Consider the following 23649-nt stretch of genomic DNA (forward strand, 5'->3'; position numbering starts at 1 on the left):
TAGGAGGTCAGCGGTAGCCTAGGCCCTCTGCCAACTATCGCCAGCAGTAGTCCATGGCCGCCTGCTTGTTGGCGAAATACTTGTCACTGTACTCTTTCAAGTCCTTGCGGCCATATTGGTCCAGGTAGTAATCGCCGCAGCGATCCGAGGCCATGCCGGCAGATGCCTTTCGCACGGCCTTGATGGAGTAGGCATCCCGCACATCCTCAGTCACCACAACCGAAATGTCATAGACCGCTGTGCCCTGCCCCTTGGGGGGAGATACCGAGAAATATGCAGGGAACAGCGCAGAATTGGTCACGGCGGTTCCAGCGCTGTTCTTGTCATAGCGGAAATTCTCCGAATAGAACCGTTCCATCCACTGCTGAGCAGACGAAAGAACGGTTCTGGCCTCGGACCTGCGGCTCTTGGCCACATATTCCTTGTAGGAGGGGTAGGCCACAGAGGCCAAGATGGCGACGATGGCCACGGTAATCATCAGTTCGATCAGCGTGAAACCCGCCATCAATCGAGAATCTCTTTTCATTGATTGGTCCTCAGGCCGGGGACATCACGCCACTGCATGCGGGGAGAAGAACTGAAGCACATGATGGCGTCCGCATTGCGGCCCACCACACGCTTGGCACCCATGCCAGGGCCGCAGGTGGGTGAGGCCTTCTCGCAGGTACTGCCCGTGCAAGTACATCCAGGTTCGCCCGCCTTGCAGTTTTTGGTGAAGGGCTTCTTGGAGCGGTCATTCACCACGCGCACGCGCTGGTCACCGCCAATGTCCTTGCCGGCGATGATGACCGTCTTGGAGTTCACCACCATCGTGCCTTGCACATTGCGCTCGGCACGTCCGGAAATAGGATCGATAGTGTAAAGGGTCGTGTTGGGCGTATCCGAGCACTGGTTGGAATCCGATTTGGGCCGGACCCCCACCAGAGAAAGCACGCCCGCATCCAGCGACGGATCGGCGAGCACGGCCTCGGCCGAGCCAGGCAGGGCGATGTACCAGCCATCGTGCTGTGACCAGTCCAGCGCCGTTCCATCGGAAGATAGGTAGACATTGCCCGCACTATCGCGCGTATATGCACGGGACACCAGCGTGCTGCCCGACCAGGCCGGTAACGCCCTTGACGTGGGCATACCAGGGCGATCCCAGATGCCATAGACGCGTTGCGTGGTGCCCGTCGCAGGGAAGTCCCCGGTTTCAAATGCATTGCCAGTACCGAAGGTGACCAGCATGCCGCCACGCCCCATGAACAAGGTCTGCGGCGCTGTTGTGATGGGCAGTTGCGTCGTGACAGCCGAGGCTCCGGTGCCCGTGGTGTACTGGGCTCGGAACAAGGGAAGGTTGGCGGACGACGTGGATTTGTAGGCTACGCCCCAGTTGTCTGCCGTCGTGCTGGACACATCGAACTTCCACAGATTGCCCTTGAGATCCCCTGCGTAGATCACATCGGCCGTACCGTCGCCGTTGTAGTCCTCCCAGCGTGGCATGGCCATGCCATTGCCGGTGCCAGCATCGGCGACGATCTTGGTATAGCGCCCGCTCCAACTGCCGCTCGAAGGGCCATCCATGTAGAGGATATAGAGCACCGCCTTGCCACCGGGAGACCTGTTGCCGTTGCCCAGCAGCAGCGCATACTGGCCGTTGTTCATCTTCGCCACGGGTGTGGCCTGATTGCTGGTGGTATGGATACCCACATCGCCGGTGATATAGCCGAGATCCGCATCATCGTCCGACGTGAATTGCCATTTGAAGATGCTGGACGCATTGGACTCCGAGAAGCTCGAAGGGTCGGTCGCATCGAGAGCAAACACGGCGCGTCCACCGCGACCCAGCGATGCGAAGACATAAGACCGCCACACCGACTTGGAGCCCGATGTCACCAAGACGTCCGCCGTAAAAGGATTGCCGTCCACATAGGGCCAGATCGTGCCCTGCGGCAAGGTCTCGGTGGAATCCAGTGTGAAATTGGCGTTGTTGAGTTTGGTGCGACTGGAAGTGTCGCGCTGCAGCGGCAGCTCGGGCAGGCGATTGGCCAGCACCCCCGGCACATAGGCCAGCAGCTCATTGCCATTTTCCGCATCGAAGGCGTGCAGCATGCCGTCATTGGCAGCCACCCACAGCAGCTTCTTGCGGCTACGGTTGTCGCCATAGAACTTGGTGTAGTCGGCATTGCCCTGAATCAGCGCCTGAGGGCGATCCTGTATCCAGGGTGTGCCGTTCACGATGGAGCCCAGCAGACTATTGCCACGCTGGCGCAGAGCGGAGGCGCCCTCCAGAGATTGGTCGCCGCGCACATAGTTCAAGGCCAGCTTGGCGTTGTCCACGCTGAGCTTGTTGGCTGAAGCCGTGGTCATCTGCTCTTTATATGCGTCGGTCAGGGAGTCCCAGCGCAAGGCGATACCCGCATTGCTGCCATTGCCGCTGTTGGTGATGATGGCGCGCGTGCCACCCGCCGCAGCGGTCTTGAGCATCAGCCCGGCTTCCCACGAGTAATTGGCGCCGACATTGCCGTCTGCATCGATCTTGTAGGCCTCCAGCGCGCCCGAATAGGTCGCGTTGTCGAATTTGGCCACGTACTTGTAGCTGCCTGACACGAACTGAGAGGACGAGATGGCTGGAGCCGCATTCGAGTCCTTCGCCACGGCATCCAGCACCCGGCGCAACTGGGCCTCGAGAATTTCAGGACGGCGTGCGAGAAAGTAGCCGTCCGGAACACCATCCGAGCCAGAGTTTCCATCGCTGCTCAGGCTGTCCCAACTGGCCTGGTTGGGCGGCATGGTCAGTGTGCTGTAGGTGCCGTTTGACAGCTTTTCGCTGGAGCGGAAGTAGCCGTATTTCGCTGCGTACCACAGCGGGTCCTTGATCAGTGCATCCGTCTCGCCAACCATGTTGAAGGTCATGGGCACCAGATAGTCCTCGTTCTTGACCGTGCAGTAGGCGGAGAATTTGCTGCTGCTGCCGTCGCTGAACGAGACCGTGCCATTGCCGGTGACATTGCAGACCGTGCCGTCATACGTCTTGGTGCCAATCAGCCGCTTGCGGTAGCTGTCATCACCGCAGAGATACTGGGAGGTATCGGGCATGCCCTTGAGCTTGCCACTGCTGTAGTGCTGGTGGGTCAGGTATCGCCCATTGGCGGATTTGCCGCCCGTTTGCACCCCAATGATACTGAAGCCATGGGTTCCCGGACTGCCCCCGCAGACACCCGGGATGTCGGTGGTGATTTTGATATCCCAGCCAGAAGGCGAACTGGCATTTGCAATCAAGTCGTAGCGCAGGAAGCCGGTGATATCCATGTCGTAGTCGCCGCCCATCAGAATGTCATTCCAGGTGACGATGAAGGAACCATAGAACTCGCCGGAACTGATGGAGGCAAAGGTCAACGGCGCACTGACATTTCCGCCGTCCTGCACGCTCTCAGGCGTGATATAGACATATTTCTTGGGATTGCTGCCAGGGATCAGTACGTCGATTCGCGGAGAGCCACCGGTCAGCGAGGCGGCCATGGTCCGGACCTTGAGTGCGTTCTCCACCGTGCCCAGATCCGAGGGCGGATTGGAGATAGTGCGAATCTTGGCGGTGTTGCCATAGAGCGCGGCGCCTGCCACCTGGTAGGTTCCGCCCATAGCGGGCGCTTCGGGACAGATGCCATTGACGTCCGACAGCGTGCCCACGGTCTTGGCCGAGCAGGCATTCTTGTCGTCCGCCGCTGTCAGCCCCTTGCCGCCCACCGAGCCTACGGAGCGCGATGTGCCTGTCAACCCTTCGGCATCCCCGATCTTGTTGACGTAGGAATCCAGATTTCCAGTGGTATTCGACAAGGTGCCAAAGGCCGTTCCTGCCTGGCCGTCAAAACTCAGCGCATTGGACGAGAACGCAAGGATATTGAGGGGCCTGCAGATGGCATTGCCATATTTTGCACGCGCATCCGTCGTGGCCAGCGGGTCGGCCCATGTCGCCACGGGCATGCCCGCCGTCGTGTCGTTGTTGCTGGATGACGGATTGTTGGGCGTAGGACTGCTGCCGTTGTAGGCGTAGTACTGCAGGGCCTGCACCACCATCTCGCCTATGGGGTTGCCCCAGGCCGGCAAATCCCCGTCGGGAGAATTGCTGGGCGTCTTGCCGTTTCCATACGAGGTGCCATTGCGTCCGAACAGGATGATGGAGTCGAAGGTCTTTATGGCACCCTTGCCCGTTTCTCGAAGGTCGTCCAGCTTCTTTGCACATTTCGAGGATTCGCTGTGGCAGAAGACACCGGTGGTGCGGTTGATCTCGTCGTCCAGATCGCGGATGTTCTTGCGCAATGCACCCGCCGTATGGTTGTTGTCGTAGCTGCCCGTGATCAGGCCGAATTCCACGCGCGCCGCAGCGTTGCTGGTGCTCGGATAGCCGAACTCCTGCAACAGGCCATAAGGCTTGTAGTTGGATGTGGAGTCCGCCGGATAGGCCTGGCAACGCTCATCGCCCAGCAGGCTGGGAACACAGGCCTTCACCTTCACCGTCAGGTCAGGGCCTACGCCGGAATAGGTGGCTCCGTCCGCAGTCTTCGAAGGAATCTTCTCTTCATGCTTGACCCCACCGTTGCCCTTGTCTGTATCGGAATAAAAGCGCGCCAGCTTGGGGCCAAAGGTGCCCAGGTTGTAGTTGTCCGTGTCATCTCTCCAGCGGCAGAGCTTGACCTCCACGGTGGACCAGAATCTGACATTGCCCTTGACCAGCCGGATATTGGGTTCCGACAAGGCAGGATTTTCACTGCTGCCCGTGACACACATGCTCAGGCCTGCATAAACATTGGCATTGGCGCCCGTCGTCTTTATCAGATCAGTGGTCGAGAATGGCGTGTAATCACGGATATCCGTGCCACGGTAGTATTTGACGAAGGAGTGCGCATCCTGCACCAGCCTGGAGCCCATCAGCACCGTGGATTCGTTCTTGTCCTCGCTGCGAAAACCTCCATAAAGCATCTTGCGCACAGTATCCAGGCGCGTCATCGTCGCCCAGTTGAGGAAATTACCGCTCCAGTACGACTGCGTTGCCGGGCAACTGAACTTGGTGGATTTGACGGACCCGGTGGTGACCTCTGTTTTGGTTGCAAGCACCTTGGGCACGAAGATGCCGCTTTCATAGGCATAGCACTTCGTGGCATCGAAATAGCCGTAGTACTTGAAGTCGGGCTTGAAGGTGGTGTCGATCACTCCATCGCCATCGAGGTCTTCAAAGTCCGTGTAAACCGGCCCGAACAAGGTGTGGTCCTTCGAAGCCGTGAGCATGATCATCGGCTTGTTGGCCGATGTGACGATGTTCGGCGGAACGCCTTGACGTGGCCTGGACACTTCCAGCGGACTCGCGCCAACGGCAGTGCAGGCGAACGCAGCCACCAAGCCACCCACAAAGGCCAACAATGATTTTCTTGTATTCATTTTTCCCTCACCTCAAGGAAAGTAGATGGTCTGGAGCACCACCTGCGTGCGTTGCGAGTAGCCAAAGCCACGGGCTGTAATCCTGTACATATACGACCACTGATTTGCGTTCTCGCCCCGCGATGTGACCAGGGTTTCATCAAGATTCATCCGTACATGCTTTCTGCGGAAAATCTCTATCAGGTACTCGGGCTGCACGGCCACACCCGTAATGGCTGCAACGCCTGTATATGTTCCAAGCGGCACGCCTCCCGTAAAATTGCAGTTGGTTGCCTTGACCGGTGTTCGACTGGGCTTGGAGTCAAAATCGTCATTCCACAGCCCCCCTTTTCCGGTAGGCCACCAGGGCTCGGCAACTGTGGCGTTGTCCTTGGCGGCGGTAGCCCAGTCCGTGGTCGTATAGCTGGCATCAGCCATGTAGCAAAGCCCGCCCTTGCAGGTGGAAGAAAAGTCGTTGGGATTGAGCTCCTGAACTCCACGAGAGCAGGAGGCATTGGTGCGCAACGCGGTCTCGACATTCAGGATGTCCCGCTCCGCGTCCCGCAATGCCGATTCGGCCGCCTGGCGTGCAGCCTCCTGATCCTGCTGATTGCGTGCCAACCCCTCGGACAAGGTCGATTGCTTGACCATCCACAGCGTGATGCCCGTGATGGCAACCAGCAGCAGCATCACGACAACCAGCGCCACGCCACGTTGATGATTGATTTTTTGTTGCGACGACATGATCACGCGACCTAGTAACTTTGCTTCAGGCCATTGCGGGCACCGAAAACCTGGACAAGCCGGGTATAGGTCTCTCCTGTCGGCTGGTTTTTTTCCACTTCCTGGCAATCCACATACTTCCGTTCACTGCCAGACTTGTCCGCGATTCGGGTTTTTCCATTGAGCGTCTTGGTAAGGATGCAGACCCGGATGGAGACAACACGCTGCCAGCCCGTCATGGTGACACCGTTGATGCTGGCATTCGACAGACCATTGACCTGTGCAGCCGTATAGAAGCGGTCCGGTGAAAGCGTCTGCTCCGACGAATACACGCCATAGGTGAATTGCAGGTCCTCGATACCCGCCAGCAGCGGCTGATAGGCGGTGCTGTCAGCGGTGCCATGCGGACTTTTGCCATTGCCGCTGCAAACCAGGCTCTTGGTGTTCACTTCGGTCTGTCCCACGTATACAGTGCCTGCGCTGAGCGCATAGCGGTTGGAGCCGAACAGGGGCAGGCGTGGAGGCTTTCCATCAGCGATGGTCACGCCCTCGGCGTCCTTGTTGCGCTCGCTGTTGCTGGGGTCGGAAGCCACGTCCCGACCCGTGCAATCGAAACGCGAACCCGTTGCACCTCCCATCGAATCGCTGGTGAAGTAGTTGATCACGAGGGTATCAGGGTCATTGGCGGTCTCCGTCCCGCAGAGGCTGGTGGCAACGTCAAGCTTTGCACCATCGCAGCCATAGATCCCGGTCTGAAAGGCGGTGGGAGGCCAGCCGCTGGCCGGATCCGCCCAATCGGTAGACACCCGCGAAGCAGCAGGGATGGGCGGATAGGTGTCATACATACCGGTCTGGCTTACATCCACCGGGATGGGCATCGCTGGCGCCGGATAAAAGCCGGCATTCATAATTGCGCGCCCCATCATCTGCATGGCAAATGCCCCCGTCTCGGTGCTGACAGTACTGCGGTCCTGGGCGCGCTGGGAATCCACTGATGCCATGTACACAAAAACGGCGGCAAGAATGATGACCATGCTGATGGCCAGTGCCACCATCAGCTCCACAAGAGTCATGCCACGCTGTGGCTGGATGTGCGTTTTCATAGCTCAGGGCACGAAAGAAAAACGGGAGCAGCGCACCCCTTCGACCGCCTTGGCCTCTGCCGGACAACAGGTCTGCCGAGCCATGCCGCTCTGGTCGGCATTGCAGGTGGGTGCCTTCTGCAATGTGGCATCCGAGCTGCCGTCGGTGAACTCCTTGTCGAACCACATGAGGGTCACGGCAATACCGTCACGCTTGTTGCCCGAAAGCATGGCGGATCCCTGCGGCATGCTTTCGCGAACTTTCTGACGCCAACTCAGTAGATCAAAGGTGGCACGTTCACTGGAACTGCAGGCCGCGGAATTGCAATTCTTGGTCACGGTAAAGTTGCTGTTCTTTTGCTGCGTGGCCCAGTCCGCGGTAATCGTGTACAGAGAGGTCGTGCTACTGCCCTCCTGCATGAAGCTCGGGCCTGCGGCATCGGCGTTGATGCGAATGCGTTCGGACAGATCGAACACAAGACCGGTCCCTGCTGTGCGGGACATGGTGGTGATTCGGTACTTCGTCGTGGCAGCCTGCAGCCCCGCCAAGCCCAGCAAGCCAATAGACAGAATGATCAGCGCGACCATCATCTCGATCAGAGTCACGCCTTCATCGGTGCGGCGCGTCATTGAATGAGCAAATTTCATTCTTGGCCCTCAGCAGGACTTGTTGCCCGGGATGCTCCTGGAACGCCCCTGGGCATCTATGCAGATATTGGAGCCGTATCTCTTGGTGTAGGCACTGTCTTTGTCCTGATAGAACAAGCCAAACTGGGAAGAGCTCGGCAAGGACGGAGAGCCGGATGAGTTGAACATGATGGTTCTGAGCGGCTTAGTGCCTGCGGCAGAAAGAAGTACGTCGCTGCCGTTGGCCACCCGCGCGAAGATCAAATCACCATCCACAGCAGGCTTGGTAGCAGAGGCATCGCAACTGGTATTCAAAAAGGCAATCCAGCCAACCTGCCAGTCACTGCCCGTAGTCGTGCAGACAGGTGCCGCATCGCCCGCCTTGCTGCTCATGCACATGGTGACGCAGGTGTTGCGGCTTACAGATTCATTCCTGGCCCGAAGGATGCTCCCCGAGAACTCTCCACCCACGCCGTTCATCTTGCTTTTGACGATGTAGTCGCCAATGGAAGGTGCTGCCAGCATCGCCAGCACAGCGGCAATGCTTAGCGTCACCATCAACTCGATCAAGGTGAAGCCTTTTGCCTGCGTTGGCGGCGGTAACAGAAGCTTGCAAAAAGACATATTTTGATTATTACTTTCCACTTCGCAGCGCAGTGGACCGTTCAGCGGGCACAGGCCACCGCCTGTCTTGGCGCCAGACTGGTCTGGCAGGCTTGACGCGTTTTCGGCCACATCTGCTACAGATGGAACATGCAAAAATCCACAGGCGCCGTCCCCTTACAGACTCTTCCCCAGCCTTCATCACCATGAGCGACTCGTCCTTACCCTTGAACCGGTTGCGCAAGTCGCTCATGGGCATGGCATTGCTTGCACTTCTGGCATCCACAGGATGCGCGGGGCTGCCGAACGACGTGGAAAGACCCGTGACCCATGCGCTGGTCGCGCCCCCTCAGTCAACGCCTTTAGGCCGCTTGCTGGAGCTGCAACGTGCCGAAACGGGCGCAAAACAGTCCACCTCCGCCTTCACCCTCCTGTCCGGCGCCCAGGCCGCCTACGGCGCACGGCTGGCCCTGGTCGAGGGAGCGCAGCAGACGCTGGACCTGCAGTACTACGCCATCCATGCCGACGAGAGCACGCAGCGCCTGCTGCGCGGCGTGGTGGAGGCGGCGCGGCGTGGCGTGCGGGTGCGGGTGTTGCTGGACGACTTCCACAGCACGGGTGCGAATGCGCAGGTCATGCGGCTGGCCTTTGTGCCGGGCATAGAGATGCGCATGTTCAACCCGCTGGCGGGCGCACGCAGTTCCGTGCTGGGGCGGGCCTATACGCTGTTGACGGATTTCCAGCGGGCGCAGCAGCGCATGCACAACAAGCTCTTCATTGCCGACAACGCCATGGGCGTGATCGGGGGGCGCAATCTGGGCGATGCGTATTTCGACGCGGACAGCGCCAGCAATTTCGTGGACCTCGACGTGCTGGCTGCGGGGCCGGTGGTCGGCGATCTGTCACGCAGCTTCGACAGCTATTGGAACAACCCGCGCGCCTATCCGGTTCAGTCGCTCATCAGTCTCAAGGAGCTCAAGCAGCTGCGCGAGCGCTTTGCCGATGATGGCGATCAGGCGCAGGACGAGGACCCTACGCCTGCCGTTGCCGCCAAAGAGGCAAAGACGGCTGAGCAGGCCGCCGCACACAGCCGCATCATCTGGGACCAGCAGCCCATGGATTTGCGCAAGGCGCCATGGACCTGGGCCTCGGCCGCCGTGCTGGTGGACCAGCCGGCCAAGATCCCGCTGGACAGGGATGACAGCCCGAGCACCAGTGCGGACGCGTCTGCGCCAGCCACACCCGCCCCGAACAGCCCGCAGGCCAAGCCTGCTGGCACGCTGCCCATGGGCCAGCCAACTCCGGCCTTGCGCCAGGCGGCGCGCCCAGTGCTGGAGGCCGATTCGGTAGTGGACGGCCTGCTGGCCCTGGTCCGCAAGACGCGGCGCGATCTGCTGGTGGTCTCGCCCTATTTCGTGCCCGGTCCGGACATGATGGAGGCGTTTCGCGGCGCGCGGCAACGCGGGGTGCGCGTGCGCATCCTGACCAATTCACTGGCCTCCAATGACGCGCCCCTGGCCCATGCCGGCTATGCACGCCACCGCAAGGCGCTGCTGGAGATGGGCGTTGAACTCTATGAGATGCGCAGCACGGCGGCCAGTGTCCGCTCTGCGTTTGGCTCGGGCAGCAGTGGCGGTGGCGGTCCTTCAGGCGCCACGGGTGCCTCGCGCGCCATGCTGCATTCCAAGCTGCTGGTGGTGGATGGTCACCTGGTGGCAGTCGGCTCGATGAATCTGGACCTGCGCTCGCAACTGCAGAACACCGAGATCGCCCTGCTCATCGCCAGCCGCGAGTTCGGCAGGCTGGCCACGCAAAGTATTGACGAGGGCCTGCAGGACGGCAGCTGGCGCGTGGAGATCGACAAGGATGGAGGACTGGTCTGGCGGGCCTCGGAAGACAGCGACCGCGCCGACGAGCACAGCGAGCCCGATGCCAGCTGGGGCCTGCGCCTGATGCTCAAGCTCCTGGGCCCGCTGGCGCCGGACCACCTGCTGTAGGCGGGCGACAGCGCTACAACCCCGCCCACTCCTGGCGCCGAGCCAGCGCCTGGACCCAGAGGGTGATCTCGCGCTGATCGGTCTGGGTGCGCACCTCCTGATAGGCCTGCTCAGCCTCGGGAAAGCGGCGGCGCAGCAGGTTCAGCCATTGCTTGAGACGGCCTGCGCGCTGGCGCGGCTCCAAGTCCTCGCAGACCATGTCCCAGAAGCGCTGAACCTGGGGCACGAGGTCGCTCCAGCACACCTCGGCGGCCGGGGTCTGCTCACCTTCAACGGCGGCGCGAATGGCCAGCGCCAGGCCCGGGTCGGCAACGATTCCCCGCCCCAGCATCAGGTCGCTGCAACCCGATTGCTCGCGGCAGCGCAGCGCCTCCTGCACCGTCCATATCTCGCCGTTGGCCACCACGGGCACGGTCACGGATTCGCGGATGCGCGGGATCATCTCCCAGTAGGCGGGCGGGCGGTAGCCATCGAGCTTGGTGCGGGCATGAACGACGATTTCGCAGGCACCGCCGGCCTGCATGGCCTGGGCGCATTCGGTCATCAGGGCGGTGTCGTTGAAGCCCAGCCGCATCTTGGCCGACACGGGCATGGCCGCTGGCACGGCGGCACGCACGGCGCCCACCACGCGCGCAATCTGTTCCGGGTCCTGCAGCAGCGCAGCGCCGCCGCCGTGGCGGTTGACGACCTTGGCCGGGCAGCCGAAGTTCAGGTCGATGCCCTCCGGCCCCAGGCGCGCCAGATTGGCCGCGTTGGCCGCCATACTGTCCGGGTCCGATCCCAGCAACTGGGCCCGCACGGGCACCCCCGCCAGCGTCCGGCTGCCATTGTTCAATTCCGGCATGGTGCGCAGGAATACCTTGTCGGGCAGCAGCGTCCCCGTGACGCGGATGAACTCAGAGACGCAGCGGTCCGCACCGCCCACGCGCGTGAGCACATCGCGCAGCACGAAATCAAGCAAGCCCTCCATGGGCGCCAGCAACAGTCTCATCAGCTGTGTTCCGGGGCCTGCAGCCCCGTCTTCCTGTTACAGATCAAACAATATTCCTGCGGCCCGTATTGGCCGCCTGCCCCTTCGAATCGCCCCTCATCAAGGCGGCGGCAGGCGATTGTGCCCTTGCCGCAGCAAGTTGCACCGGACCAGTTGTCATGGCTTTTTCACGCCACGGTCATTCATGTAACGTGCAATCGGGGCTTGTCGGACTCCCCTGCCCTAACCATGCTGCTGCAAAAAACCGCCAAGGCCCTTGAAGAGCTGCAGCCCGGCCGGCGCAGCCTGCCGCTGCGCGAGCGCTCGGTGCTGCTGATGGCCGATGGCCGCACCGAGGAGCAGCTGCAGCAGGTGCTGGGTGCCCAGGCCAGGGAGCTGGTACAGCAACTGATAGACAGCGGCCATCTTCAGCGCCTGGCCGGCAATGCCATCGAAACATCGCCCCAGCCGCATGGCCCCGCGATGGCGCCAGCCGCTGCCAGGGAACCCGCTTCACCAGGCCCTGCCGCCACGCTGAATCTGGCCGGCACACGCATGTATCTGTTCGACCTGTGCGAGCGCATGTTCGCCAACCGCCATGAGGACAAGGCCCAGGTGCTGCGCCATCTGCTGCGCGAAGCGCGCGACCTGGCGGCTCTGCAGGCCGCCGCCTTGCAGCTGCTGCAGACCGTGCAGGAGCATGCCGGCAACGAGCGCGCGGATGCGCTGCGCGAGCGGCTGCAGCATCTGCTGCCCCAGGAGGCAAACGAGTCAATGGCAGCGCAAGGCGCCTGACCGGGATGAAAGCGTGGGTGCCGGCGATCAGCGAGGCGCCAGGCGCCACAGCGAGGTGACTTCGGCAGCGCGTGCGGCGTGCAGCGGATCGGCAGCGTCCGCAGCCTTCCCATGGCGTGGGCGGATGTCCTCTCGGCCCAGGACCTGCAGGCCAGCGGCCTCGATCCACTCCAGCAATTGCTCGCGCGAGCGCAGTTGCAGATGCTCGGCCAGATCCGACAGGATCAGCCAGCCTTCGCCGCCCGGCAGCAGATGCGCTGCAAGGCCTTGCACAAAGCCGCGCAGCATGCGGCTGCCTTCGTCGTAGACGGCCTGCTCCAGCAGGGAGCTGGCCTTGCCCGGCAACCACGGTGGATTGCAGACCACCAGGGCGGCCCGGCCTTCGGGGAACAGGTCTGCCTTGCGCAGGCTCACGCGCTGCGCCAATCCCAGTCGCTGCAGGTTGTCTTGCGCACAGGCCAGGGCCCGGTCGCTCAGGTCGGTGGCCACCACCTGCCGCACGCCACGGTGCAGCAAGAGAGCGGAAAGCACACCCGTGCCCGTGCCGATATCCCAGACTGCGGCATCGGCCTGCTGGGCTGCGGCCGGCAGGGGCGCCTGCGCCACCAGATCCAGGTACTCGCCGCGCACCGGGGAGAACACGCCGTAGTGCGGATGAATGCTGAACTCCGGCATGCCCGGCACAGCCAGGGCCACGCCCTTCTTGCGCCACTCATGCGCGCCCAGCGCGCCCAGCAGTTCACGCAAGGGAACGATGACGCTGCGCGCACCCTGATCGGCGGGAATGTCGCCCCAGGCCTCGCGGCAGGCCTCGCTCCAGTCCGGTGCGCGGCGCAGGGCGCAATGCCAGCTGGCATCGAGCTCGATCATCACGCTGGACAGAATGCGTGCCCGCTGCGCCAGCGCCTGGCGGTGCAGGTGGAAGGCATGGGGAAAGACAGGCTTGGCGTCTTCCTTGCCGGCCCGCCGATGGCGAGCCTTGGCGGACGTCTCACGTGCAGGCTTGTCCAGGCGGCGGCCCAGCGCCGACAGCAATTGCCTGGCATTCTGGAAATCGCCGCGCCACAGCATCGCCTGGCCTTCGCAGGCCAGGCGGTAGGCGCTGTCGGCAGACAGGCTGTCGTCGGCGATGACGATGCGGCGCGGTGCGGTCATGGTGCTGTCCGCGCGCCACAGCGCTGCCTGCGTGGCCTCGTTCTCCTGCCATTGCAGCAGGGACCAGTTCTGGGAAGAGGACAAGGCCTGCTGCTCCGTGAGTGATTTAGGGGGAAAGCGGGTCGGAGACCCGATCAGTTCAGTGCGCGCTTGAGCCGCACTTCCTCGATCTTGAGACCACCCACCTGGGCCGTCTTGGCGGTGGACATTTCGCGCTTGAAGCCGGCGAGCTCGTGAAAGCGCAGCGCGCGTTCATTGCGCAGCGGCACCCACGACGTGACATTGGTGCAGCCTTCTTCAAGCAGGCCGTCGCGTGCGGCGTCCCACAGGGCCACGCCCACACCCTGATTCCAGTGGGTAGGTGCAGCATAGATGGCCCAGATTTCACCGGTGGTCTGGCGCGACTTCTCATCGCGCGAGCGGTCGAAGCCGACGAAGCCGACGATCTTGTCGCCATCGATGGCGACCTGAACCTGGGGCTCGCAAAATTCAATGGCTTCGCGCCAATAGGCCTGGCGTTTTTCTACCGACGACATGCTCTTGAGCTGGTCATCGGGAACCAGACCTCGGTAAGCCTCCATGGCGGAAGCAGTATGGATCTGGGCAATCGCTTTTGCATCGCGGAGAGTGGCTGGACGAACCTGGATACTAGACATGGAAAAACCGAAACGAAAACAGGTGAAAATAGAAGGGCGTGATTTTCACCGGAATCGCGCTTTTTGCGTGCATCGAGCCCCTTAGCCATGCACGCAAGTACGGCTGTGCTCGTTTTCTTGCCCTCGGCTATCGGATGTGCTATGTGCTCTTCAAAAAAGAGCAGCTAGTGCATGCAACACAAGGCTCGCCAAGGAATCAGTTGACAATTCCTCACGATGCAGGCATGCCCGGCAGCACGCCCGATCGAGCCCTTGCTCACAGCCAGCGGCGCATCAGTTCCATGATGCGATCGAACTTCGCACCATAGGGCGGATACAGCATGGCGGCCCCTGACCAGCGCGACTGCACGAACACCGCCTTCTGATGGCTCAGCCGCGCAAAGCCCTGCTCCGAATGATAGGCACCCCAACCGCTGTCGCCCACGCCACCGAAGGGCAGGTTCTCGTGCGCGAAGTGCAGCAGGGTGTCATTGACCGTCACCCCGCCGCTGATGGTGCGTGACAGCACCGCATCACGCACCTTCTCGTCGCGGCCGAACCAGTACAGCGCCAGCGGCCTGGGCCCGGCATTGATGGCCGAGACCACGTCGTCCAGCCTGTCGTAGCTGATCACGGGCAGGATGGGGCCGAAGATCTCCTCCTGCATGAGCTGCATCTGGCTGGTGGCATTGAAGACCAGGGCCGGTGCCATCTGGCGCTCCACGGCATCACCCCAGGCCATGTCCGCCCCCTCCTGGCTGGCGCCACCGTCCTCCATCCATTCGACATGGGCGCCCATGCCCTGGGCCTGGCGCAGCATCTGCCGCAGGCGGGCCAGGTGGCGCTTGGTGAGGATGGCGGCATAGTCCGGGTTGCCGGCAAAGCGCGGGAACAGCCGCTGCGCGGCGGCGCGAAAGGCCTCGGCGAATTCGGCCTCCTGTCCACGCGGCAGCAGCACGTAGTCGGGGGCAATGCAGGTCTGGCCGGCGTTGACGAGCTTGCCATGTGCGATCTTGAGCGCCGCCTCCTTCAGGTCGCAGTCGGTGGAGACGATGCAGGGCGACTTGCCGCCCAGCTCCAGCGTGGTCGGCGTCAGGTGCGCTGCGGCCGCCTGGGCCACGCGCCGGCCCACGGCCGTCGATCCGGTGAACAGCAGATGGTCGAAGTGCAGGCCCGAAAACTGCGTGGCCACGCTCACATCGCCTTCGATCACGGCGAACTCCTCGGGCGCAAAGAACTGCCCCACCAGCGCGGCCAGTTGCGCCGACGTGTGCGGCGTGAGTTCGCTGGGCTTGAGCATGACGCGGTTGCCCGCTGCCAGGGCCGTGATGGCAGGCCCCAGCGCCAGCTGCACCGGATAGTTCCACGGAGAGATCACCCCCACCACGCCCAGCGGCTGGCGCTCTATCCACCCACGGCCCGGCATGAGCATCAGCGGCGTGCGCACCCGCTGGCGCCCCGACCAGCGCGCCAGATGGCGCAGCGTGTGCTTGAGCAGGTTCCGCAGCACGAACAGCTCCACCATCTCGGTCAACCGTGGCGAGCGCATGCCGAAGTCGGCCTGCACTGCGGCAGCCAGCACGGGGCCGTGCTCGTCCAGCAGCTTTTGCATGCGCAGCAGCCTCTCGCGGCGCACCAGCAGCGGCACGTCCACCTGCGCCCGGCTGGCCTGGTACTGAAGTTCGAAGACGCGATGAAGATCCATCTGGGTCATAGGGCTCAATGGTAAGAAGACGCGGCAGACGCTCTCATGCTGCACAGGCCGCCTGCGGGTTGGCTGGATACGGCGGCAAGCAGCCAGAACGGCTCGGAGAAAAAAAAGGGAGCCTTGCACGGGCTCCCGAGGGTTACAGACTATACGGGCCGATATGCGCGGCCTGGGCGCGAAGATGCGCAGGCCGCGTAAAGGCTGCAGCAAGACGCTTCAGGGCTCGCGCACTTCACGGGGCTGAACGTCGGTCACCTCGCCCGCTCCCGGCAGCACGCCTGCGCCTGCACCTGCGCGACGGCCACCGCCTTCAGCCGCGCCGTAGGCGCGCTGCGGGCGCTGGGCCATCCACTCGGAGCCGGAGCGGTAGACGGTCTGCCAGCCAGCCCGCGGGCTCATGCGCATGGCCCAGGGCATGACCGGCTGGCCGGTGAGCCTGGCCCACAGCGCCCGCACGGCCCAGACCAGGGCCAGCAGCGCTGCCGCGGTGAGCAGGCTGACAAAGAAGACCAGGCCCACAAGCATCAGCAGGATGCGAACGGCCCAGCGGGTCAGGGTGGCGACGAAATCGTTCAAAGCAAAGCCTTTCTTGGCTGGCCCGGTGCGTCAGGCGGAGTCTGCCGCATCGAACCGGAATACGCCCGGTTCCTGTACCGGGTCCACATGCACCGCAATCGTGCTCTTGGGCGGGAAGCGCCCTTCAAGCAGCAGTTTCGACAACGGATTCTCGATCCGCTGCTGTATCGCGCGCTTGAGCGGCCGGGCCCCGAAAACGGGATCGAAGCCCACCTTGGCCAGTTCGGCCAGTGCCTGGTCGGACACCTGCAGCGCAAGGTCCATTTTCTCCAAACGCCGCTCCAGCAGCTTGAGCTGAATCCTTGCGATCGACTCGATATTCTTCGCGTCGAGCGCGTGGAACACCACGGTCTCGTCGATACGGTTGAGGAATTCGGGTCGGAAATGGTTCTTGAGTTCCCCCCAGACCGCGTCTTTCACATCATCGTAATCCTCGCCGACCATGGCCTGGATCAGCAAAGAGCCTATGTTGCTCGTCATCACGATGACCGTATTCTTGAAGTCCACGGTGCGGCCCTGGCCGTCGGTCAGCCGGCCGTCGTCCAGTACCTGCAGCAGCACGTTGAAGACGTCGGGATGGGCCTTCTCCACCTCGTCGAGCAGCAGCACGCTGTAGGGCTTGCGGCGAACGGCCTCGGTCAGGTAGCCGCCTTCCTCGTAGCCCACGTAGCCGGGCGGCGCGCCGATCAGGCGGGCCACGGAATGCTTTTCCATGAACTCGCTCATGTCGATGCGCACCAGATGGTCTTCGCTGTCGAACAGGAAGCCGGCCAGCGCCTTGCACAGCTCGGTCTTGCCCACGCCCGTGGGGCCCAGGAACAGGAAGGAACCGGTGGGCCGGTTGGGATCGGATAGGCCCGAGCGCGAACGGCGGATGGCGTTGGCCACAGCCGAGATGGCCTCGTCCTGGCCGACGACGCGGTCATGCAGCCGGTCTTCCATGCGCAGCAGCTTGTCCTTCTCGCCCTGCATCATCTTGGCCACGGGAATGCCCGTGGCACGGCTGACCACCTCGGCAATCTCCTCGGCGCCCACATGGGTGCGCAGCAATCTGTGGGCGGGCGCACCGCCCTGCCCCTGCTCGCTGGCCTGGGCTTCGTTGAGCTGCTTTTCCAGCGAGGGCAGCTTGCCGTACTGCAGCTCGGCCACCTTGTTGAAGTCGCCCTTGCGCTTGAGCTCCTCGATCTGGATGCGGATCTGGTCGATCTCCTTGCGGATCTGCTCGGAGCCCTGGGCGCTGGCCTTCTCGCTCTTCCACACGTCTTCGAGGTCGGCGTACTCGCGCTCCAGGCTGCCGAGTTCCTCCTCGATCAGCTGCAGGCGCTTTTGCGAGGCCTCGTCCTTTTCCTTCTTCATGGCCTCGCGCTCGATCTTGAGCTGGATCATGCGGCGCTCGAGCTTGTCCATGACCTCGGGCTTGGAGTCGATCTCGATCTTGATCTTGGCCGCAGCCTCGTCGATCAGGTCGATGGCCTTGTCGGGCAGGAAGCGGTCGGTGATGTAGCGGTGGCTCAGCTCGGCCGCGGCCACAATGGCCGGGTCGGTGATGTCCACGCCGTGGTGGGCCTCGTAGCGCACCTGCAGGCCGCGCAGGATGGCGATGGTGTCCTCGACCGAGGGCTCCTCGACCAGCACCTTCTGGAAGCGCCGCTCCAGCGCCGCATCCTTTTCGATGTACTTGCGGTATTCATCGAGCGTGGTCGCGCCGATGCAGTGCAGCTCGCCGCGCGCCAGCGCAGGCTTGAGCATGTTGCCCGCATCCATGGCGCCGTCGGCCTTGCCGGCGCCGACCATGGTGTGGATCTCGTCGATGAACAGGATGATGCGCCCCTCTTCCTGGGCCACTTCCTTGAGCACGGACTTCAGGCGTTCCTCGAAGTCGCCGCGGTACTTGGCGCCGGCCAGCAGGCCCGCCATGTCCAGCGACAGCACGCGCTTGTTCTTGAGGCTTTCGGGCACCTCGCCGGCCACGATGCGCTGGGCCAGGCCCTCGACGATGGCGGTCTTGCCCACGCCGGGCTCGCCGATGAGCACGGGGTTGTTCTTGCTGCGGCGCTGCAGCACCTGGATGGAGCGGCGGATTTCGTCGTCGCGACCGATCACCGGATCGAGCTTGCCGATGCGCGCGCGCTCGGTCAGGTCCATGGTGTATTTTTTGAGGGCCTCGCGCTGGCCTTCGCCTTCGGCGCTGTCCATGGTCTGGCCGCCGCGCACGGCGTTGATGGCCGACTCCAGGCTGGAGCGCGTCACGCCGCTTTCCTTGAGCAGTTGGCCCGCACGCGTGGAGGCGCCGCTGCTGTCGGTCAGCGCCAGCAGGAACAGCTCGCTGGCAATGAACTGGTCGCCGCGCTTGAGGGCTTCCTTCTCGGTCACCTGCAGCAGCCGGCCCAGCTCGGAGCCGACCTGCACCTGGTCCTGGTGCTGCACGCGCGGCAGATCGGCCAGAGCCTTCTCGGCCGCGGCCTGCAGCTGGCCCACGTTGGCGCCGGCGCGCTGCAAGAGCGAGCGCGGACCGTCGTCCTGGCGCAGCAGCGCCACGAGCAGGTGCAGGGGTTCGATATTAGATTGGTCACCGCCCAGGGCCAGCGTTTGCGCGTCGGCCAGGGCTTCCTGGAACTTGGTTGTCAGTTTGTCGATTCGCATGGTGTTTCTTTTCGCTCCTGAAACAGGGTCATTGCGATTTATCTGATACCGGCAGGGCAAATTTCAAGCCATGCCCGGCCCGCAAGGACAGACGCTTGCGCCAGATCAAGGCCGGCGAGGCCGGCCATCCTTTTCAAGCATTGCGCTGAAAGATCGAGAACTGCGTAGGCGTAACGCCCAAATGCGCCCGGAAGCTGCGCACCAGGTGGCTGGCGCTGGAAAAACCGCAATCCAGCGCCAGCTCGGCCAGCGGCGGCACGTTGCGCGCAGACAGGGCGCGCCGTGCCCGTGCCAGGCGCTGCTGCAGCACCCATTCGTGCACCGTGCAGCCCATGCTCTGGCGGAACATGCGCGCGAAATGGAATTCGGAAAGGCAGGCCTGTCTCGCCAGTGCCGGCAGCGACACGGCCTTGGAGTCATGCAGATGCGCCTCGATATGGGCAAGCACCCTGCGCCGCACGGCCGCAGAAAGCCCGCCCAGCGGCCGCTGCAGCGCCTGCAGCTGGCGCGGCGTGGCGGACTGCAGCACCAGCCGGTCCACCAGCTGCTGGCCAATGGCATCGGCCGCCAGTTGCTGCTGCGGGTCCTGCCAGTCCAGTTGCATCAGCGCACGGGCACCGGCGTGGAAGGCCTGATCGTCCCCGTAGATCTGCGCACGCAAGGTGCGCGAGCGGGGCTCGGCATCCAGCATGCGGACCACGCGCCCCGCCCAGGCCAGGTCGGACACATACAGGTGCAGGAACTGCACGGGCGATCGCACCAGCCAGTGCGATTCATCCTCTGGCGTGAAGATGCAGATGCGCCCCGGCGCCCCCATGGCCTCGGGCCGCGCCTTGAGTTGCGAGCCCTCGCCGCCGGCCAGGTAGACCGACAGGGTGTGGTGGCCTGGCTGGCAGTAGCGCACCTCGTCGTCCACATTGGCCCAGACGGCCAGCTCCACCCCCTCGCTCAGGCGCACGCGCCGCTGCAGCCGGGCCTTGGAGCGTGACAGCACCTGGCACAGGTGGCTGGAGGGCAGCTCGGGCAGCGGCGTGGGCGTCATGGCAGCGATTGTGGTCCCGCAGCCATACCGACGCATGGCGCCAGGCCATCAAACCGCAGGAATCTGCCATGCCCGCCCAGCCTGCGGCGCCATCATCACCGGCCATGACTGCCACCCTCTATGCCCTGGTCGTGCTGATCTGGGGTTCGACCTGGATCGCCCTGAAGCTGCAGCTGGGCACCGTGCCCGTGGAGCTGTCCATTGCCTACCGCTTTGCGCTGGCCGCCGTGCTGATGTTCGCCTGGCTGGCCTGGTCGCGCCAGCTGCGCGTGCCACGCGGCCCGGCGCTGCCGCGCGTGCTGGCCCAGGGCCTGTGCCTGTTCAGCTTCAACTTCGTGTGCTTCATGCATGCCAGCGAGACGCTGGCCAGCGGCCTGGCCGCCGTGGTGTTCTCCAGCGCCAATCTCTGGAACGCGCTGCTGGCGCGCATCATCCACGGCCGCAGGCTGGTGCCCCATGTGCTGGCCGGCAGCCTCTTCGGCCTTGCAGGCCTGGTGGCGCTGTTCTGGCCCGAGCTGCGAGAAGGCCGGCATGCCAGCCTGCCCGGCCTGGCCTGGGCGGTGCTGGGCACGCTGTGCTTTTCCTGCGGGAACATGCTGTCGGCCTCGCTGCAGTCCATGGGCTGGCGGCCCGCACAGACCAATGCCTGGGGCATGCTGGCCGGCACGCTGCTGCTGACCGGCTATGCGCTGGTGGCAGGCCTGCCCTGGCGCTTCGATGCCAGCTGGACCTATGTGGGCTCCTGGCTGTACCTGGCCATTCCGGGCTCGGTGATCGCGTTCACGGCCTACCTGACCCTGGTCGGACGCCTGGGCCCCGAGAAGGCGGCGTATGCGACGGTGCTGTTCCCCATCGTTGCGCTCAGTATCTCGGCACTTTTCGAAGGCTATGTGTGGACGCCGCTGGCCGTGGGTGGCCTGCTGCTGGTGATGTTCGGCAACCTGCTGGTGTTCCGGCCGCCGCAATGGTTGCGGGGTGCCGCACTGCGCAGGGCCTGAAGCGTCAGCTCACTGGCGCCAGCGCGCCAGCGCCTCTTCGTCGCTGACGCGCGCATCCACCCAGCGCGCGCCCTCGGGCGTCTGTTCCTTCTTCCAGAAAGGCGCCAGCGACTTGAGGTAGTCCATGATGTATTCGCAGGCCTGGAAAGCCATGCCCCGGTGCGATGCGGTGACGGCCACGAGCACGATCTGGTCCATGGGCTGCAGCGGGCCGATGCGGTGGATGACGCGCGCGCCATGGATGCCGAAGCGCTGCACGGCCTCGTCGATGATGGCCTCGATGGATTTCTCGGTCATGCCCGGATAGTGCTCCAGCTCCATGCTGGCCACGGTGGCGCCCTCGTTGCGGTCGCGCACGGTGCCTATGAAGCTGCAGACCGCCCCCACGCGGGCGTCGCCGGAGCGCAGGGCGGCGAGTTCGGCCGATACGTCGAAATCCTCGGTCTGGATGGATACACGGGCTGCTTGCATGCCCGCATTGTCGCAGGCCGGTGGCGCGCCAGAAGGCGATGAACGCGGTAGCATTGCCCTCCCCCGCCCCCAGCGCTTTTTTGCTGCGGCGGGCCACGCATGGCCACACTCACGATCACCACCCCCGAATACACGCTCTATCCCTCGCCGCGCAACGAGCAGCGCGTGGTCTACGAGCACCAGCTGTTCGTGCCCCATCCCTACACCATCATCCACCTGCCCGACTACGGCTTTCGCGGCAAGGCCACGCTGTTTGCAGCCCACCGGCTGGGCGACGGCAAGATGGGCCAGCTGGTGAGCTGCGAGCTGGCCGAAGACATCGCACGCTTCGAACGCCTGTTCGAACCCGATTGAGGCGCGCCATGGACGAGACCAGCCAGATACAGCCGCCGCCGAGCTTTGCCGCCCTGTATGCCGACCGGCACGGCCGGCTCAAAGCATCCATTGCAGACGTGGTCGGGCGCTATGAACTGTGCGAGGACCTGGCCAGCCACCTGGTCGAGCAGGCACAGACGCTTTACCACTCGGGCAATTCTTCGGAGCAAGGCGTGCTGCTGGGCATGCACGCCGGCCTGGCTGCCGAAGGCTCCATCGTCAGCCCCGGCGAGGCACGCTGGATCGTGCAGCGCCTGGCCGAGCTGCTGGAGTGGCAGGCACCGCTGCTGCCCGATGCATCACCCCCTACCGGCGCCGAAGGCGCAGCCTGAAGGCCACCACCCAGGCGCTCAGGCGCGCTACACTGCGCGCCATGCCTGCAATCTTTGCCTTCCCCACATGCCACGGCGATGCCGTGTGCCTGTGCCTGGGCAAAGCCTGCAAACCCCAGCTCGTCTGACCGGAGCTGAGGTTCCGTCCAGATGAGCGACGGAACCGGCCCGGCAGCCTCCATCTCCCCTTCCCGCATCCCTTCAGGCGCCTGCCTTTCCGCCCTCGGTCTGGCCGGTGGCTGCGTCCGGTCGTTCATTGTTTGAATCACCCGAAGGGATCTTCCATGTCTTTGCCTTCCACCACCTCGCCGCAGGCCCGATTCCAGGGGCTGTGGCTTCCGCTGGTCACGCCCTTTCTTCCTGGAGATGAGGCGGCGGTGGACCACGGGGCGCTGCGCGCCCTGGTGCAGCACTACAACGCCACCGGCATCGCCGGCTACGTGGCCTGCGGCTCGACCGCCGAGGCCGCCGCGCTGAGCGAAGCGGAGCACGATGCCGCCCTGTCCACCATCCTCTCAGCGGCCCATGGCATGCCCGTGGTCATGGGCGTTTCGGACTGCCACCTGGGGCATGCGCTGGCCCGCGTTCAGGCACTGAACGCCCTGCCGCTGGCCGGCATTCTGGTGCCCGCGCCGCATTACATACGCCCGTCGCAGGCAGGCCTGCTGCAGTGGTTCACGGCGATTGCCGAGCGCAGCGCCCATCCGGTCATCGTCTACGACATTCCCTACCGCACCGGCGTGGTGCTGGAGCTGGCCACGCTGCGTGCGCTGGCCGCACATGAGCGCATCGTGGCCATCAAGGATTGCGGGGGCGATGCCGCCAAGACCCAGGCACTGATCGCCGATGGGCAACTGCAGGTGCTGGCCGGCGAAGACGCGCAGATCTTTTTCACGCTGGCCCTGGGCGGCGCGGGAGCGATTGCTGCCAGCGCGCACGCGCATACAGGGCACTTCGTCGAGCTGATGCAATGCCTGGAGCGCGGCGACCTGCCCGCTGCCCGTGCGCTGTGGCAGCCGCTGCAGCCGCACATCGCCGCCTGCTTTGCCGAGCCCAACCCCGCCCCCATCAAGGCCTTGCTGGCGCAGCAGGGCCGAATGCGAGCAACGCTGCGGGCGCCCATGCAGCCGGCATCGGCCGCGCTGGCGCAGCGGCTGGCCGGGATTCAGCTGCCGCTGCTGCCGTCCGCAGACAGTGTTGCCGAACGCAGGTCGGCGTAGCGGTTCAGGATGCGCTGCACCTGACCGTGCGTCCACTCGCCGCCCCGGGCCGCGGCAACGCCGCGCGCATTGAGTTCGGCGGCCATGGCGCGGTGCGTCAGGCCGCGCGCCTGCAGTTCGGCGAACAGCGCCTCATGCTGCTGGGCGAAGGCATCGGCCGTGGATTTGCGCTTTTCCACGGTGGCGCGCAGGTTGTCTGCGCCTGCGCGGCCCAGCTGCACGCCGCGCGCCTTGGCTTCGGACAGGGCCTTGCGCGTGCGTGCGCTGATGGCCTGGTCCACGGGCTTGTCGGTGGTCATTTGG

At 63.9% G+C, this 23649-nt stretch carries 21 protein-coding genes; 6 read left to right on the top strand and 15 right to left on the bottom strand.

Features of this window, described 5'->3' with window-relative positions:
* Positions 1 to 34: 34 nt before the first annotated feature.
* Genes ACF8NF_RS01970 through ACF8NF_RS01995 form a run of 6 tightly spaced genes read right to left on the bottom strand, consistent with a single transcriptional unit; the run spans position 35 to position 8561 of the window.
* Positions 35 to 526: a type IV pilin protein gene (locus tag ACF8NF_RS01970; RefSeq protein ID WP_074921034.1), complete on the bottom strand. Its 492-nt coding sequence runs from the start codon at positions 524 to 526 to the stop codon at positions 35 to 37.
* Complete coding sequence (locus tag ACF8NF_RS01975; protein WP_074921035.1) at positions 523 to 5415, bottom strand: pilus assembly protein; 4893 nt, start codon at positions 5413 to 5415, stop codon at positions 523 to 525. The genes ACF8NF_RS01970 and ACF8NF_RS01975 overlap by 4 nt, the downstream gene beginning before the upstream one ends.
* A 12-nt stretch (positions 5416 to 5427) precedes the next feature.
* Complete coding sequence (locus tag ACF8NF_RS01980) at positions 5428 to 6138, bottom strand: PilX N-terminal domain-containing pilus assembly protein (protein WP_392449984.1); 711 nt, start codon at positions 6136 to 6138, stop codon at positions 5428 to 5430.
* Positions 6139 to 6149: 11 nt separating this feature from the next.
* Positions 6150 to 7220 (bottom strand): PilW family protein, encoded by a 1071-nt coding sequence (locus tag ACF8NF_RS01985; protein WP_392449985.1) that lies wholly within the window; start codon positions 7218 to 7220, stop codon positions 6150 to 6152.
* A 3-nt stretch (positions 7221 to 7223) separates the two neighbouring features.
* Complete coding sequence (gene pilV / locus ACF8NF_RS01990) at positions 7224 to 7829, bottom strand: type IV pilus modification protein PilV (protein ID WP_167368397.1); 606 nt, start codon at positions 7827 to 7829, stop codon at positions 7224 to 7226.
* Positions 7830 to 7856: 27 nt separating this feature from the next.
* The gene (locus ACF8NF_RS01995) at positions 7857 to 8561 is read right to left on the bottom strand and encodes a GspH/FimT family pseudopilin (protein WP_392449986.1); all 705 of its coding nucleotides are present in this window, start codon (positions 8559 to 8561) and stop codon (positions 7857 to 7859) included.
* 119 nt (positions 8562 to 8680) lie between these two features.
* Here ACF8NF_RS01995 and ACF8NF_RS02000 point away from each other — a divergent pair, with 119 nt between their 5' ends.
* Positions 8681 to 10426, top strand: a complete 1746-nt coding sequence (locus ACF8NF_RS02000; protein WP_392450188.1) for a phospholipase D-like domain-containing protein — start codon at positions 8681 to 8683, stop codon at positions 10424 to 10426.
* A gap of 13 nt (positions 10427 to 10439) precedes the next feature.
* On the opposite strand, the gene ACF8NF_RS02005 is transcribed toward ACF8NF_RS02000, so the two are convergent.
* Complete coding sequence (locus tag ACF8NF_RS02005) at positions 10440 to 11417, bottom strand: tRNA-dihydrouridine synthase (RefSeq protein ID WP_016447731.1); 978 nt, start codon at positions 11415 to 11417, stop codon at positions 10440 to 10442.
* 228 nt (positions 11418 to 11645) lie between these two features.
* Here ACF8NF_RS02005 and ACF8NF_RS02010 point away from each other — a divergent pair, with 228 nt between their 5' ends.
* Entirely contained in the window at positions 11646 to 12191 is a 546-nt protein-coding gene (locus ACF8NF_RS02010; RefSeq protein ID WP_126310788.1) for a hypothetical protein, read from the top strand.
* Positions 12192 to 12218: 27 nt separating this feature from the next.
* Here the strand turns inward: ACF8NF_RS02010 and ACF8NF_RS02015 are convergent, their stop codons facing one another.
* From ACF8NF_RS02015 to ACF8NF_RS02040, 6 genes are all read right to left on the bottom strand, one after another.
* A complete protein-coding gene (locus ACF8NF_RS02015; protein WP_047326630.1) occupies positions 12219 to 13430 on the bottom strand; it encodes a class I SAM-dependent methyltransferase in 1212 nt (403 codons plus the stop codon).
* 50 nt (positions 13431 to 13480) lie between these two features.
* Positions 13481 to 14002 carry a GNAT family N-acetyltransferase gene (locus tag ACF8NF_RS02020; RefSeq protein ID WP_026062042.1) on the bottom strand — a complete coding sequence of 174 codons (522 nt, stop codon included), beginning with the start codon at positions 14000 to 14002 and terminating at the stop codon, positions 13481 to 13483.
* A gap of 256 nt (positions 14003 to 14258) precedes the next feature.
* Positions 14259 to 15695, bottom strand: coding sequence for an aldehyde dehydrogenase family protein (locus ACF8NF_RS02025; protein ID WP_016447735.1), 1437 nt, complete (start codon positions 15693 to 15695; stop codon positions 14259 to 14261).
* Positions 15696 to 15905: 210 nt separating this feature from the next.
* Positions 15906 to 16265, bottom strand: coding sequence for a hypothetical protein (locus ACF8NF_RS02030; protein ID WP_016447736.1), 360 nt, complete (start codon positions 16263 to 16265; stop codon positions 15906 to 15908).
* 30 nt (positions 16266 to 16295) lie between these two features.
* A complete protein-coding gene (clpB, locus tag ACF8NF_RS02035; RefSeq protein ID WP_392449987.1) occupies positions 16296 to 18908 on the bottom strand; it encodes an ATP-dependent chaperone ClpB in 2613 nt (870 codons plus the stop codon).
* A 133-nt stretch (positions 18909 to 19041) separates the two neighbouring features.
* Complete coding sequence (locus tag ACF8NF_RS02040; protein WP_250438435.1) at positions 19042 to 19950, bottom strand: AraC family transcriptional regulator; 909 nt, start codon at positions 19948 to 19950, stop codon at positions 19042 to 19044.
* A 104-nt stretch (positions 19951 to 20054) separates the two neighbouring features.
* On the opposite strand from ACF8NF_RS02040, the gene ACF8NF_RS02045 reads away from it, so the two are divergent.
* On the top strand, positions 20055 to 20948 hold the full coding sequence (locus ACF8NF_RS02045; RefSeq protein WP_392449988.1) for a DMT family transporter: 894 nt from the start codon (positions 20055 to 20057) through the stop codon (positions 20946 to 20948).
* A gap of 9 nt (positions 20949 to 20957) precedes the next feature.
* On the opposite strand, the gene moaE is transcribed toward ACF8NF_RS02045, so the two are convergent.
* Positions 20958 to 21419, bottom strand: a complete 462-nt coding sequence (gene moaE, locus ACF8NF_RS02050; protein ID WP_017404080.1) for a molybdopterin synthase catalytic subunit MoaE — start codon at positions 21417 to 21419, stop codon at positions 20958 to 20960.
* A gap of 99 nt (positions 21420 to 21518) precedes the next feature.
* Between moaE and ACF8NF_RS02055 the strand changes: the two genes are divergently transcribed.
* The 3 genes from ACF8NF_RS02055 to dapA all read left to right on the top strand — a co-directional run bounded on the left by ACF8NF_RS02055 (position 21519) and on the right by dapA (position 23346).
* On the top strand, positions 21519 to 21773 hold the full coding sequence (locus tag ACF8NF_RS02055) for a hypothetical protein (protein ID WP_016447741.1): 255 nt from the start codon (positions 21519 to 21521) through the stop codon (positions 21771 to 21773).
* Between the two features lie 8 nt (positions 21774 to 21781).
* Positions 21782 to 22126, top strand: coding sequence for a hypothetical protein (locus tag ACF8NF_RS02060; RefSeq protein ID WP_043789837.1), 345 nt, complete (start codon positions 21782 to 21784; stop codon positions 22124 to 22126).
* Between the two features lie 284 nt (positions 22127 to 22410).
* Positions 22411 to 23346 (top strand): 4-hydroxy-tetrahydrodipicolinate synthase, encoded by a 936-nt coding sequence (gene dapA, locus ACF8NF_RS02065; RefSeq protein WP_392449989.1) that lies wholly within the window; start codon positions 22411 to 22413, stop codon positions 23344 to 23346.
* Here the strand turns inward: dapA and ACF8NF_RS02070 are convergent.
* Positions 23292 to 23645 (bottom strand): recombinase family protein, encoded by a 354-nt coding sequence (locus tag ACF8NF_RS02070; protein ID WP_074921044.1) that lies wholly within the window; start codon positions 23643 to 23645, stop codon positions 23292 to 23294. The two genes, dapA and ACF8NF_RS02070, sit on opposite strands and share 55 nt — an antisense overlap.
* Between the last annotated feature and the right edge of the window lie 4 nt (positions 23646 to 23649).

Source organism: Delftia sp. WSY_22, from assembly GCF_043104185.1.
Lineage (GTDB): Bacteria > Pseudomonadota > Gammaproteobacteria > Burkholderiales > Burkholderiaceae_C > Comamonas > Comamonas tsuruhatensis.